This window comes from Bacillus sp. PAMC28748 (assembly GCF_014250415.1).
Taxonomy (GTDB): Bacteria; Bacillota; Bacilli; order Bacillales; family Bacillaceae; genus Bacillus; species Bacillus licheniformis.
Window position 1 is genome coordinate 1,747,390 of sequence record NZ_CP060192.1, and the last position, 12,552, is coordinate 1,759,941.

Sequence of the window (12,552 nt, forward strand, 5' to 3'; positions counted from 1 at the left end):
ATCATATGCCCGCAATGATCAATTGTCAACCATAAGATGCTATAGTATATGCGAGAATGGTTTCGGCCAAACAAAAAAACCAGCACCGCTTTCGGGCGATGCTGGCTGGAAGTTATGCTTGAGAACCCATTCTTCCGCGGAAGATCAGGTTTAAAATGAAGACGAGAATTGCGGCTCCGATAATCGCCGGAAAGATGGCGAATCCCGCAATATCAGGCCCCCACGTACCAAACAGCCCGTGGCCGATCCAAGCTCCGATAAAGCCGATGACCATGGAGCCCGGTGCACCGTGGCCTCCGATTGCACCTCCGATTAATCCGATGACAATGGCTACGATTAAAGAAACGAGAAATCCTAACATTGTCTTTCCACCCTCTTTCAATTGATTTATATTAAATGTTTAGCCCGTCTCGGGCGTCTATAAACGCTTGAAAGCATATTGAGAAAGACGGATGGCTATTCCTCGAGAAGCGAAGCGCCTGCGATGCCCGGATGCGTCATTTCATAAGGATCCAGAATGAGATCCAATTCTTCCTCTGTTAAAACATCATGGAGCAAACACAGCTCGCGCACTGATCGTCCTGTGGCGATCGCTTCTTTCGCAATTCGTGCGGCGGCTTCATAGCCAAGGTGCGGATTGACAGCCGTAATGGTCCCTACGCTTTTTTCAACGAATTCCTTCAGCCTGATCTCATTCGCTTCAATCCCGGTGATGCAGTAATCGGTAAATACGCGAAATCCGTTGTTCATGATTTTAATCGACTGCAGCAAATTAAAGACAAGCACGGGCTCCATCACGTTTAACTCAAGCTGACCCGCCTCTGATGCAAGGCAGATGGTATTATCGTTGCCGATCACCTGAAATGCGATCTGGTTCATCAGCTCAGGCATCACCGGATTTACTTTGCCGGGCATGATGGAGGAGCCGGGCTGGCGGGGCGGCAGCCGGATCTCGGCTAGACCTGCCCTCGGGCCAGACGCCATTAAACGTAAATCGTTGGCGATCTTGGACATGTTCATCATGCCGACTTTCAAAGCAGCCGATACTTCTGTGTAGGCATCCGTGTTTTGTGTGGCATCGACAAGATGGTCTGCGCCGGTCAGCTGATAGCCGCTAATATCTGAGAGGTGCGCGACAACGTTTTGAATATATCTCGGATCGGCGTTCAAACCTGTGCCGACGGCCGTGGCCCCCATATTGACTTCATAGAGATGATGCTGCGACTGCCTGATCCGCTGAATATCGCGTTCGATCACCCGGGAGTAGGCTTCGAATTCCTGGCCGAGCCTGATCGGGACGGCATCCTGAAGATGGGTGCGGCCCATTTTAATGACTGAATCGAATTCCGCCGCTTTTTTGCGGAAGGCATCCAACATATGCTCCATCGTCGATAAGAGCCGTTTTAAGTGATTCAATGTGGCCAGATGAATGGCTGTCGGAAACACATCATTCGTTGATTGGGCCATATTGACATGTGTGTTCGGACTTAAATGGAAGTAATCCCCTTTTTCTTTCCCTAAAAGTTCTAAACCTCTGTTTGCGATAACTTCATTCGTATTCATATTCATTGAAGTGCCGGCGCCGCCTTGAATGGGATCGACAATAAAATGCTCGTGCCAGAGCCCTTCCGCTATTTCGCCGGCAGCTTTTACGATGACTTCGCCAAGCTCTTTATATAAACGTTTAATATCCATGTTGGCGAGAGCCGCCGCTTTTTTGACCATTGCCAAAGCTTTAATCAGCTCTTCATCAATCTGATAGCCTGTAATCGGAAAGTTCTCCACGGCTCTCATGGTTTGTACGCCGTAATAGGCGTCAACGGGAACTTCTTTTTCACCTAGAAAATCCTTCTCGATCCTGGTTGCTTTCGTATCCATGGCAAAACCTCCGTAGGTTGTTTCTTATGATGTATTGTGCCTCGATCCGCCATGTTTTAATTTGCTTTTAAAAAAAGGAAAATCGTCTTCCGACATGGGGCTGTCAAGTAATAAAAAGCCTGTTTTATCTAATGACATACGCTCATTTGCATGCCAAAAAAATTTAAAGGAAAGATATGAAGAAACAGACAAATGGTCAAATAATTATGTTTATTTATTATTAACTTAATTAAATTTCTTTACTTCATTTATCTATTTGTAGTAAATTTCCTTATATAAAATTTTCGTATGAGAAAGGAAGATCTATGATGGGACATGTACTGATGATTAATTTCCCGGGGGAAGGGCACATCAATCCTTCTATCGGCGTCACAAAGGAGCTGCAAAGGCGAGGGGAAAGCATCGTATATTATGCAGTTGAGGAATACGCTGAAAAAATTAAAAAAACAGGCGCAGAAGTCCGTTTATACCCGGATTTCAGAGAGGTTCTATCACCCGGGAAGAAAAAAGAAAAGATGGACTTTGCCGAAGTGGTTTACAATATGTCAAGTAAAGTCAATGAGATCGTTCAGTTCATCTACCGGGAAGTCAAGAGTGAATCTTATGATTATGTGATATATGACCATCACTTCTTAGCGGGGAAAATTATTGCTGAAATGCTTGAGCTGCCGAGCGTTTCGTTATGCACGACATTTGCAATGGACGAGCAGTTTGCAAAAACGTTTACCCCGCAAGGCGACCTTGAAAGCTCGCCTTATTTTGAAAAATTGAAAGGATCCCTCGGCGAATTAAGTGAGCGGTATCCTGTCAGTCTCGACAAGCCGTTTGACGTATTCTCCTGTCCGGGGGATATCACGATTGTCTTTACTTCCAGAGCGTTTCAGCCTCATGCCGAACGATTTGGAAGTGACTATTTGTTTGTAGGGCCGTCGATTGCGAGCAGGCAGGATCCGGGAAGCTTCCCGTTCGCCGAGCTGGAGGGGGAAACCGTCATCGTGATCTCGATGGGCACGATCTTTAATCAGCAAAAAGAGCTGTATCATATGTGTATCGAAGCGCTGAAAGACTTTGACGGCAAGGTGGTCATGTCTGTCGGGAAATCAACGGATCCTAGGGATCTCGGCAGCATACCGGATCATTTTATCGTGAGGCCGTATATCCCGCAATTGGAGGTTTTGAAACAAGCTGATGTATTTGTCACACACGGCGGTATGAACAGTACAAATGAAGGCCTTTACTTTGATACACCGCTCATCGTCATCCCGATGGGGGCAGACCAGTTTTTCGTCGCTGATCAGGTGGAACGTACAGGCGCCGGGATCAAGCTGGACAAAAATGAACTTTCCCCGGCTGTTTTACAAAAAACGATTAAAGATATGCTTGAAAACCGCTCCTATAAAGACGACGCCGCCAAAATCGGCCGCTCGCTCCGCAATGCCGGCGGCTATCAAAAAGCAGCGGATGCCGTATTGGAGTTGGCGGGGAGAAAGTAAGACGCTCCAAAAACGGAGCGTCTCGCTAGTTCATCCTGATCTTCCGCTCAACACTGCCGTCTTTTTTATGGACGACGACGGCGGTTCCTTTATTTTCGGCGATTTCTTTCGCCCGTTCGACGGCTTCTGCTTTTGTATCCTTTACTTCGCTGGCCCGCTTAGCGTCTTCGGCTTTGACTGCCCAGCCTTTTTCATGTTTGATGACATGCTCGCACTTTTCCGCAAGCTCCGGCCTGCTGCTCGAACCGCTGTCACCACGTTTTGTTTCATCGGCTTTTTCTGCATAGGATTTAAGCTCGCTTTTGCTTCTGTTATCCGCCCATTCCTTCGCCTGACTCGTCGCAATCGGAATTGCCCGGCTTTCGTCGTATCCTTCGTCAACCATCGCATTCGCAATTTCAATAGCTTTCTTTTTCACCGGTTTGTCCAAATGTTTCAATGAAGCAGGATAGTCTTCCATTGACCATGGCATTTGGCCATTCCTCCTTTTTCATAAAGTTTTACCCGCTGGATGCCGATCAAAAAACACGGATTCATCAGATGAATCATTGTATACTATAAAAAAACACAAATGAGAGGGCGAACCTTCCGTGCGCTACGACAAAACAGATTTGGAAAACGAACTGAAAAAAATTGAAAAATGGGAAAAGGAACAGCAGAAAGCATGGTTTTGGGAAAGGATCGGCCGGCTGCCGTTCAAAGTTCTGGACAAGCTTACGCCGGTATTCATTCAAGATAAAATCGGCCTGCTGCTAGACGAAATCGGCGGCTTTATTCAAAATGGAGGCCAATATTTGACGTCCGAAAAGCATCTGATCCGCCAGTTTCAAAAAAAGCTGCCGGATGAAACGATCGAAACGATTGAAGATATTCAATGGGCTCCTTTGGAAGTGATGGATCAAATATGTGAAAATCTCGGGAAAAACAGGGCGAATACCGCAGCAGTCCAAGGAGCGACAACCGGTGTGGGCGGCTTGTTCACGCTTGCCGTCGATATTCCCGCAATCCTCGGCCTTTCTTTAAAGACATTGCAGGACATCGCGGTATCTTACGGCTACGATCCTAAAGAAAAAACGGAGCGGATGTTTATTATTAAATGTCTGCAGCTCAGCGCTGCTGATATTGTCGGGAAAAGGGCGATCATTCAGGAACTCAGCCGATACCATCAACCATCAGGCTCCCGTGAAAATATGATTTCGCAAATTCAAGGCTGGCGGGAAGTTGTTTATACATACCGCGATTCTTTCGGATGGAAAAAGCTGTTTCAAATGGTGCCAGTAGCAGGAATCCTTTTTGGTGCAATCTCAAATCGTTCGATGGTGAACGGTGTTGCCGAAACAGGGATGATGATGTATAAAAAGCGGCGCATCATGGAAAGGCTTGCGGAGCTGGACGCGACAGAAACAGAGGGATAAAAAGGCTGCCGTTTGATAACGGCAGCCTTTCTTATAGAGTTACGCTTTTTCTGTAAAGCGAGGCAGTCTGAAGATAATCGCGCAAATGCCGCAGACGCCGATTAAAATCGGATAAAAAGAATAAGGAAGGATGCTGATAGGCGATATTTTCGCGATTTGTGCAGCTGACAGCATTTGTGCACCGTAAGGAATCAATCCTTGAACCGCACAGGAAAAAATATCAAGGATGCTCGCCGATTTCCTGTTGTCGATTCCGTACCTGTCAGATAAATCTTTTGCCAGCGACCCCGCTGTAATGATGGCAATCGTATTGTTGGCCGTCGCCAGGTTTGCCGCGCTGACAAGGCCGGCAATGCCCGCTTCAGCTCCTTTTTTTGAACGGATTCTCCGCGATACAAATTGAAGGAGAAACGCGATCCCGCCGTTTCGCTTCATCATTTCCGCCATTCCGCCAATCAGAAGCGATAAAATGATCAGTTCAGACATCCCGCCGATGCCTTCGGTTATCGCCGTCAAATACGTATGAAGCGTCAGGCTTCCGTCGGAAATTCCGATTACCCCGGCTAATACGATGCCGCCGAAAATAACGGCCATAACATTAAATCCGAGAAGGGCAAATATCAGAACCCCGAGATACGGCAGCACCTTCACCCAGCTGTAAGTCCCGGCTTGTGCTCCGGGATGCCCTCCGGCTGAGAACACCATCAGCAGAATGACCGTGGCAACCGCGGCAGGCAGAACGATCAGGAAATTCGTTTTAAACTTGTCCGACATTTTCGTCTTTTGAGTGCGGACAGCGGCAATGGTCGTATCGGAAATAAATGATAAGTTATCGCCGAACATCGCGCCCCCCACAACCGCAGCAACCGAATATGCCGCCGGAACGCCGATTTCAGCGCTAATCCCCGCTGCGATCGGAGCGAGCGCAGCAATCGTTCCGGTTGACGTGCCCATCGACACAGAGATAAACGCAGCGATGATAAATAAACCGGCAACCATAAACTGCCCCGGTACAAATGAAAGCGCGAGATTAACGGTTGATTCGACGGCCCCCATCGCCTTTGCGGCTGATGAAAACGCTCCGGCCAAAATAAAGATCATCACCATGATCATTATGTCAGGGTGCCCGGCGCCCTTCGCAAACCACTCCGTCTTTTGGCTGAGCTTCTCCTTCCTGTTCATCGCCAGTGAGACAACCGATGCCGCAAGCGCCGCGGCCACGATTGGCAGGCTGTAAAAGTCGCCTGTGATCAAGCCTGATCCAACGAATAAACAAACAAATAAAAACAGCGGCAAAAGCCCTGAGGCTTTTCCGTTTTGATTTTGCATGATGTACACCTCTTCTGTAGGTTCAAACCGTTTTTTCACCAATATCCAACACTTTAAAAGGCGCACGCGCAAAAGTCAAATGGTAAAATAAGTTCTGGAGAAAATCAAATCAAAAGCGGGGGAAGCCGATGGATCGCAAAACGAATCTTCTTGAATTGACAAAGGAAGTCGCAGAAAAGCACGCCAATTTTCTTGTTTCGGAAGTGAACGACCATTGTATGCGAATTGCCGTTTTGGAGGGCGAATACGTATGGCATATCCATCCCGGCTCAGATGAACTGTTTATTGTTTTGGAAGGGGAGCTGTTGATCGATTTTCAGGATCGCCCCACAGAAGTTCTGAAAGCGAATGATTCCCTGCTGATTCCGAAAGGCGTCATTCACCGGACACGCGCTGATGTCAGGTCGGTTAACCTTTGTATAGAAAAAACTAATGCGGAAACCGTCCCGTTCGCGGAAGGGAATGTGCTGAAGCTGATACGGTGCAAATCAGCCGAACAAAAGCTTCAAGCATTCAGCGAGGCGCAGGCCAAATGGGCTCCGCTGCAAAACGTCAGCGGATTCATCAGGCAGTGGGGCGGATGGATGGAAACAGAAGACGGGCCGGAAGCCGTCGTCCTGGTGCTTTGGAAATCGAAGCACGATTATTTGAACTTTATGGCGGAACATCATGATGAGATATATGAAAGAACGCATCAGAAAGGCACATTCGAATCCATCAACATTACGCTGTTTGAAGATCCTGCCGAGATATCTGAAACGCTGCAGAACAATACGCCGGCTCCGGTACCGGAATGGACGGTAATGGGCAGCGGACGATTGCGCGATCCACACTCTCTTTCGTGAATGTGCTATTTGTGTTTACTCTTTTTGAAATGTGGAATGTAAAAACCATAACACTTCAAAAGGAGGAATCAAAAATGGCAAACAATAATGACGACAACAAAATGAGCAGGGAAGAAGCAGGCAGAAAAGGCGGAGAAGCCACAAGCCGCAACCATGATAAAGAATTCTACCAAGAGATCGGTCAAAAAGGCGGAGAAGCTACAAGCCAAAACCATGACAAAGAATTCTACCAGGAAATCGGCGAAAAAGGCGGGGAAGCCACAAGCCGCAACCATGACAAAGAGTTCTACCAGGAAATCGGCGAAAAAGGCGGGGAAGCCACAAGCCGCAACCATGACAAAGAGTTCTACCAGGAAATCGGCGAAAAAGGCGGAGAAGCCACAAGCCGCAACCATGATAAAGAATTCTACCAAGAAATCGGTGAAAAGGGCGGAGAAGCCACAAGCCGCAACCATGACAAGGAGTTCTATCAAGAAAACGGCGAAAAAGGCGGACGCCAAAGAAGAAGCGGTTAATGTGCGGTGAAGAGAGGGGCTGACAAACAGCCCCTCTCTTTTTATGAAGATGCCTGCCGCTGCCGCTTGAACGCCCATATTAAATTATTATAAATTATTGATCTTCTGAAGAGATTTCCGGTCTGTTTTGTTATATAATTTACAGATGATGCATCAAATTGTAGTTATAAAAGTTTGAATGCTAAAAGTTAAGGACTAAAGTACTGGTGGGAGTGTACCGAATGGCAGCGTTGATTAAATTTTTTCAGCATCCTGGGGTCAGGCGTTTTTCAGTTTTTGTTGTATTGGCGGGGGTTTTATATCTGTTCCGCAGCATGATGAATCTCATATTGCTCACATTTATCTTTACGTTTTTGATGAACCGTCTGGAAAATGTGATCCGCGGTTTTTTAAACCGCTTTATTAAAGTCAGCCAGAGACTGATTATTTCTTGTTTGTATGCGGCTCTTGCCATCGCGCTTTCGATCGGCGGTGTGGTCTATTACCCCGTAATCGTCACCCAGATTCAGCAGCTGATCAAACAAGGAAAGTATATCGCTTCTCACCCTGACAGCATTCCTTTTCTCGATATGATCACCGGTATGTTCGGCGATATCAATTTGACATCCTATTTGGAAAAGGGTCTTAACTTTATCTATACATATATCACGGATATCAGCACGTTTGGCCTGCAGGTGGTTATGTCATTGGTTCTCAGCATGTTCTTATTGATCGAAAAAGACAAAGTCATGAGCTTAATGGATAAATTTAAGACGAGCAAAATAGCTATTTTCTACGAGGAAATTGCTTACTTTGGGAAAAAATTCACGAGAACGTTCGGCAAGGTGCTTGAGGCTCAGTTTATTATCGCCACCATCAATTGCGCACTGACGACCATTGCCCTCGCCATTATGGGTTTTCCTCAGCTTTTCGGCCTTGCCGTCATGGTGTTTTTCCTCGGGCTGGTTCCGGTCGCAGGCGTTGTGCTCTCCCTTATTCCGTTAAGCATTATCGCCTACAGCATCGGCGGAATCGCTTATATCGTATCACTGGTATTGGTCATCATGATCGTCCATGCGATAGAGGCCTATTTCCTCAATCCGAAATTGATGTCCGCAAAGACGGAGCTGCCGATTTTCTTCACGTTTATCGTGCTGATTTTTTCTGAACATTTTATTGGGATTTGGGGTTTAATTATCGGTATTCCAATATTTGTTTTCCTGCTTGATATACTTGATGTTACAAATCAGGAGAAAAACCGAACAGCAGGCACACGAAAATAGCATATATTTGTAAATCGAAAAATTCGGTTTACATATTTCGAATTTTCAGGTATAACTGTTATATAACGAAATAGCGCCACACGTTTAATCCTTTAGTAGGAGTGGGGGACCCGATCATTTGGGGTGAATTTTTCTGTTCCCGTGCGAACCGAAAGACGGACATCTCTTCGTCCGAACCCGTCAGCTAACCTCATCAACGTGAAGAGAGTCATGTGGAACCAATTTTAATGGTAAAAGCCCGTGGGAGATCTCTCATGGGCTTTTTTTAGAAAGGGGAGATATGTTATATGAAGTTAGCAACAAAAATTATTATCGCTCTATTGCTCGGTGCAGTCGTCGGTATTATACTGAACGTCACTTCACCGGATTTATTCAGCAAGCTTAATACATTTTTATTCGGGCCGCTCGGCACGATCTTCCTTAACTTAATCAAGATGCTCGTTGTACCGATTGTTTTCTTTTCTCTGACTTTAGGGGTAGCAGGACTTGGAGATCCAAAGAAATTGGGCAGAATCGGTGCCAAAACGATTTCTTTCTTTTTAATAACTACTGCAATTGCCATTATTATCGGACTTGTTTTAGCGTTGGTCATCAAACCTGGAACGATCGGAACATATGATACAAGCGCTGCGGAATATTCAGCCCAGAAAGCGCCAAGCATTTCTGACACGCTTTTGAATATCATTCCGACAAACCCGGTTCAGGCAATGGCTGAAGGAAATATGCTGCAAATCATTGCTTTCTCCATTTTGGTCGGTCTCGGAATTACGATGCTGGGCAAAAAAGCGGACGCTCTTCTCAAAGTGGTTGAACAGGGTAACGATCTGATGATGTACCTGGTCAATCTTGTCATGAAGTTCGCGCCGTACGGTACGTTCGGCTTGATTGCCGGGGCAATCGGAAGCCAGGGCTGGGACGCCATTAAAGCAATGGGGCTTTATATGATCGTCGTTATTCTGGCGCTGTTCATTCATACCATCGTCACATACGGCGCAGCGATTGCGCTTCTGGCAAAGCGGAACCCGCTCACATTCTTTAAAGATTTTTCAGAGGTTATGCTTGTTGCCTTCAGTACGTCCAGCAGCAACGCGACGCTTCCGGTTTCGATGGATGTCGCTCAAAGAAAGCTGAAAGTTCCAGAGCCAATCTCAAGCTTTGTCCAGCCGCTCGGAGCTACGATCAACATGGACGGAACGGCGATCATGCAAGGGGTGGCAACAGTCTTTATCGCTCAGGTGTACGGCAATGACCTGTCGCTCACACAGCTGTTGATGGTTGTTCTCACGGCAGTGCTTGCCAGCATCGGAACAGCGGGTGTTCCGGGTGTCGGACTCATTATGCTCGCCATGGTTCTTCAAACAGTTGGCCTTCCAGTTGAGGGAATTGCGCTAATATTGGGAATTGACCGACTTCTGGACATGATTCGTACGGCTGTCAATACAACAGGCGATGCAGCATGTGCGGTCATCGTCACCGAGACGGAAAAGAAACACGGCAAAATCGAAGCCCCTCATAGTGAAGTGTCCGTGTAACTTAAGAAATGATATAATCAAACAGTGCCTTTTCGGCACTGTTTATTTTTTTGGAAAGAGGAGGGGGCTATGACAAAGCAGCCTGTTTTACATATAGAAAATGTTGATAAAATCATAGACGGCAAAACGATATTGAAAGATATCCGCTTAACGGCGGATGAAGGGGAGATCATCGGTCTGCTTGGTCCGAACGGATCAGGAAAAACGACCCTCATCAAATTGATCACCGGTTTAATCAAAATGAAGAGCGGATCAATTGTCATAAACGGCTTTCCGATTGACCGCCAATTTGAAAAAGCGATCCAGTCCGTCGGAGCCATTGTAGAAAATCCTGAATTCTATCCGTATCTGACAGGCTATGAAAATCTGAAGCACTATGCAAATATGCACGCTGGAATCGGACGGGAAAGACTGGAGGAAGTCATCAGCAGAGTCGGCCTTGAAGATGCCGCAGAAGACAAGGTCAAAACATACTCGCTTGGAATGAAACAGCGCCTCGGTATTGCCCAGGCGATTCTTCACCGGCCAAAACTGCTGATTTTGGACGAGCCGACGAACGGATTGGACCCGGCGGGAATGAAAGATTTCCGCGAACACTTGCGTGAACTCGCCGAAGAAGAAGGAACGGCGATCCTGTTTGCGACTCACTTGCTGAAGGAAGTGGAAGATTTATGCGACCGGGTCGTCATCCTTCAAAAAGGGAAAATCAAATCAACTGTCGTCCTTAATCAAGCGGACGAGAAACAGGAAAAGGCGATGCTGGAGGTACAGCCTCATGACAAAGCGCTTCAGTGGCTGAAAGACCAAGGATACGAAGCTCGCACCGAAAAAGGCCTGCTTGCCGTAAAGGTGGAGAAAGCGCAAATTCCGGCTTTAAATCAACAGCTTGTCGCCAATGATATTGACGTCTATTCGATCGCTCCGTTTAAGCAGTCTCTTGAGGATGAATATATGGCGCGGACGAATGGAATAGAAGAGAGGAATGCTGATGTTTAAACTGATTCAAAACGAGCATGTTAAATTGCTGAAGCGCAAAGTAACATTTGTATCGCTGGCGCTGATTGTAGTCTTTCAATTTCTCCTCGCGCTCATCACCAAAAGAATCCTGATGGGCGCCGGGGCAGAGGATCATTTTATCGGCTATTTTTCATTCACCCCAAACCTGAATATCCTCTTGCAGGGGCTTTCGATTGTGGTGGCGGCTTCAATTATATCCTTTGAATATGATAAAAAGACGATCAAGTTTTTGCTGATCCGCCCTGTCAGAAGAGAAAAGATTCTCGTTTCTAAATACGTGACGAGCGTGCTCGCAAGCATTTGGCTTTTTATTATTTACTACGGATTTTCTATATTGTTCGGCCTGCTCTTTTTCGGCGTGAAGCTCGACGAAAAAGCGGAGCCGCTCTTTATCAATACGGTGAAAATGATCGGGACGCAGTGGTTTGAAGTATGGATGATGGTTTCATTTGCGTTTTTATGCTCGGCATTATTCAAAAGCAGCGCGCTCAGCATCATGGTGTCGATTGTCGTGCTGTACGGCGCCAAAATGCTTGTGACGATTATGGCGTATTTGGAAAAGCCGCTCGGCAAGTTTTTATTGTTCGCCAATACCGATTTAACGCAGTACGCCGGAGAGGCAAAGCCGCTTTTTGCCGGGATGACGCCTTTATTCTCGCTCTTCATCGTCTTTATCCATCTCGTGTTTTTTCTCGGAACGGCATGGTGGGGCTTTTGCAAACGCGATATGAAGGTATAAATAATTGTCCAAAGTGTGACAAAAGGAATGACATTTTTGTGAAATATGTCGTAATTACCGTGTGAATCTCCTATTCTCAATTATAATTTTAGGAAGGGAATGGGGGATGAGACATCTATGAAAAAGTTTATTACGGCGTTGCCGATTGTATTGCTGCTGTCATTTTCATTTGTTTCTTTTGCCTTTAACTTTGATCATCTCGTATATTTTAGACTTGCGCTCGGACTATTTTCGCTTGCAGGTTTGTTTCTGTTATATAAATTGAAAAACGGCGTCCGCCTCTTTATGGCATACCTTTATGGAAGCTGGATCGTGCTGGCCGGAATCGCCGCATATGAAGAACCGCTTTTTTCCGATTTCTTCTTCGGCGGCCTCACGATCACGATGGGCTACTTAACCTACATGCTGATTTATCTCGGTATGAAGGTTGACCGCCGCGGCGGTCAAGCCGTTTAGTCAAAAGCGCACCTCGCTGAAGGTGGGCTTTTTTGTTTTGCCAAGGCTATCATTTGCACAACGAGCCGAGA

Annotated in this window: 12 protein-coding genes, 2 pseudogenes and 1 riboswitch; of the genes and pseudogenes, 10 read left to right on the plus strand and 4 right to left on the minus strand. The window is 46.5% G+C overall.

Annotated elements, in window-relative coordinates; all coding sequences use genetic code 11:
- Positions 1-112: 112 nt before the first annotated feature.
- Together H7F26_RS08835 and aspA are read right to left on the minus strand one after the other, a co-directional pair.
- Entirely contained in the window at positions 113-361 is a 249-nt protein-coding gene (locus tag H7F26_RS08835) for a GlsB/YeaQ/YmgE family stress response membrane protein (RefSeq protein ID WP_003179074.1), read from the minus strand.
- Positions 362-456: 95 nt separating this feature from the next.
- Entirely contained in the window at positions 457-1,878 is a 1,422-nt protein-coding gene (gene aspA / locus H7F26_RS08840; protein WP_003179075.1) for an aspartate ammonia-lyase, read from the minus strand.
- A 308-nt stretch (positions 1,879-2,186) separates the two neighbouring features.
- Between aspA and H7F26_RS08845 the strand changes: the two genes are divergently transcribed.
- Entirely contained in the window at positions 2,187-3,371 is a 1,185-nt protein-coding gene (locus H7F26_RS08845) for a macrolide family glycosyltransferase (RefSeq protein ID WP_011197563.1), read from the plus strand.
- A gap of 25 nt (positions 3,372-3,396) precedes the next feature.
- Here the strand turns inward: H7F26_RS08845 and H7F26_RS08850 are convergent, their stop codons facing one another.
- The gene (locus H7F26_RS08850; protein ID WP_011197564.1) at positions 3,397-3,843 is read right to left on the minus strand and encodes a DUF2188 domain-containing protein; all 447 of its coding nucleotides are present in this window, start codon (positions 3,841-3,843) and stop codon (positions 3,397-3,399) included.
- Positions 3,844-3,961: 118 nt separating this feature from the next.
- Between H7F26_RS08850 and H7F26_RS08855 the strand changes: the two genes are divergently transcribed.
- The gene (locus tag H7F26_RS08855) at positions 3,962-4,786 is read left to right on the plus strand and encodes an EcsC family protein (RefSeq protein WP_185855253.1); all 825 of its coding nucleotides are present in this window, start codon (positions 3,962-3,964) and stop codon (positions 4,784-4,786) included.
- A gap of 39 nt (positions 4,787-4,825) precedes the next feature.
- On the opposite strand, the gene H7F26_RS08860 is transcribed toward H7F26_RS08855, so the two are convergent.
- On the minus strand, positions 4,826-6,115 hold the full coding sequence (locus H7F26_RS08860; protein ID WP_061565995.1) for a Na+/H+ antiporter NhaC family protein: 1,290 nt from the start codon (positions 6,113-6,115) through the stop codon (positions 4,826-4,828).
- A gap of 128 nt (positions 6,116-6,243) precedes the next feature.
- On the opposite strand from H7F26_RS08860, the pseudogene H7F26_RS22145 reads away from it, so the two are divergent.
- From H7F26_RS22145 to H7F26_RS08895, 8 genes and pseudogenes are all read left to right on the plus strand, one after another.
- Positions 6,244-6,573, plus strand: a pseudogene (locus tag H7F26_RS22145) (cupin domain-containing protein); the annotation flags it as partial.
- 69 nt (positions 6,574-6,642) lie between these two features.
- Positions 6,643-6,960 (plus strand): annotated as a pseudogene (locus H7F26_RS22150) (YdbC family protein); the annotation flags it as partial.
- A gap of 74 nt (positions 6,961-7,034) precedes the next feature.
- Positions 7,035-7,475: a glucose starvation-inducible protein GsiB gene (gsiB, locus tag H7F26_RS08870; RefSeq protein ID WP_061576134.1), complete on the plus strand. Its 441-nt coding sequence runs from the start codon at positions 7,035-7,037 to the stop codon at positions 7,473-7,475.
- Positions 7,476-7,696: 221 nt separating this feature from the next.
- The gene (locus H7F26_RS08875; RefSeq protein WP_017473961.1) at positions 7,697-8,737 is read left to right on the plus strand and encodes an AI-2E family transporter; all 1,041 of its coding nucleotides are present in this window, start codon (positions 7,697-7,699) and stop codon (positions 8,735-8,737) included.
- Positions 8,738-8,808: 71 nt separating this feature from the next.
- A riboswitch (cyclic di-AMP (ydaO/yuaA leader) is annotated at positions 8,809-8,950 on the plus strand.
- 74 nt (positions 8,951-9,024) lie between these two features.
- Entirely contained in the window at positions 9,025-10,269 is a 1,245-nt protein-coding gene (locus tag H7F26_RS08880) for a dicarboxylate/amino acid:cation symporter (RefSeq protein WP_003179089.1), read from the plus strand.
- Between the two features lie 69 nt (positions 10,270-10,338).
- Complete coding sequence (locus H7F26_RS08885) at positions 10,339-11,265, plus strand: ABC transporter ATP-binding protein (protein WP_003179091.1); 927 nt, start codon at positions 10,339-10,341, stop codon at positions 11,263-11,265.
- The gene (locus tag H7F26_RS08890; RefSeq protein ID WP_003179094.1) at positions 11,258-12,025 is read left to right on the plus strand and encodes an ABC transporter permease; all 768 of its coding nucleotides are present in this window, start codon (positions 11,258-11,260) and stop codon (positions 12,023-12,025) included. The genes H7F26_RS08885 and H7F26_RS08890 overlap by 8 nt, the downstream gene beginning before the upstream one ends.
- A 117-nt stretch (positions 12,026-12,142) precedes the next feature.
- Positions 12,143-12,481, plus strand: coding sequence for a hypothetical protein (locus H7F26_RS08895; protein WP_009330142.1), 339 nt, complete (start codon positions 12,143-12,145; stop codon positions 12,479-12,481).
- The last annotated feature ends 71 nt before the right edge of the window (positions 12,482-12,552 follow it).